Here is a 543-nt window from a genome sequence, read left to right as displayed (position 1 = left end):
GGCCGGAACGAGCCCCCTGGGCGGGCCGACAGCGGAGGGCACCCGTTAGGCTAGGCTGGCCTAAATTAACGGCATATCGTATGGCCGCCCCGCGGGGTCGCCGTGGACAGTGCGAAAGCAAGGGATGACGCATGCCTTTCCCCCGAACGATGCTGGCAGGCCCACGGCGGCGGATAGCGGCGGCGCTGTCGGCCGCGGCCCTCGGCGTCACCCTTCTCGCGGGATGCGGTTCCGACACCTCGGACAAGGAGAGCGACGCCGGCCCGGCGGCCGGTGGCGGCACCTTCCCGGTCACCGTGGAGCACGCCTTCGGGTCCACGGAGATCACCAAGGCCCCGCGCCGCGTCGTGACCGTGGGCTACACGGACGACCAGGCCGTCCTGGCGCTCGGCGTCAAGCCGGTCGGCATGGTCGACCAGTACCCGAACCCGGCGGGCAAGTCCCCCGACATCAACACCCAGTGGCCGTGGGTGAAGGACAAGTGGGGCGACACCCGCCCCGAGGTCATCATGGAGAACGGCGACTCGGGCCCCAACTACGAGA

1 pseudogene is annotated in these 543 nt (G+C 70.3%); it reads left to right on the top strand.

Features of this window, described 5'->3' with window-relative positions:
• Nucleotides 1-131 precede the first annotated feature (131 nt).
• Nucleotides 132-543: pseudogene (locus KUM32_RS38605) on the top strand (iron-siderophore ABC transporter substrate-binding protein); the annotation flags it as partial.

The sequence above is a fragment of the Streptomyces sp. AC627_RSS907 genome (genome assembly GCF_019049165.1).
This window is presented reverse-complemented; position numbering and strand designations above follow the sequence as displayed.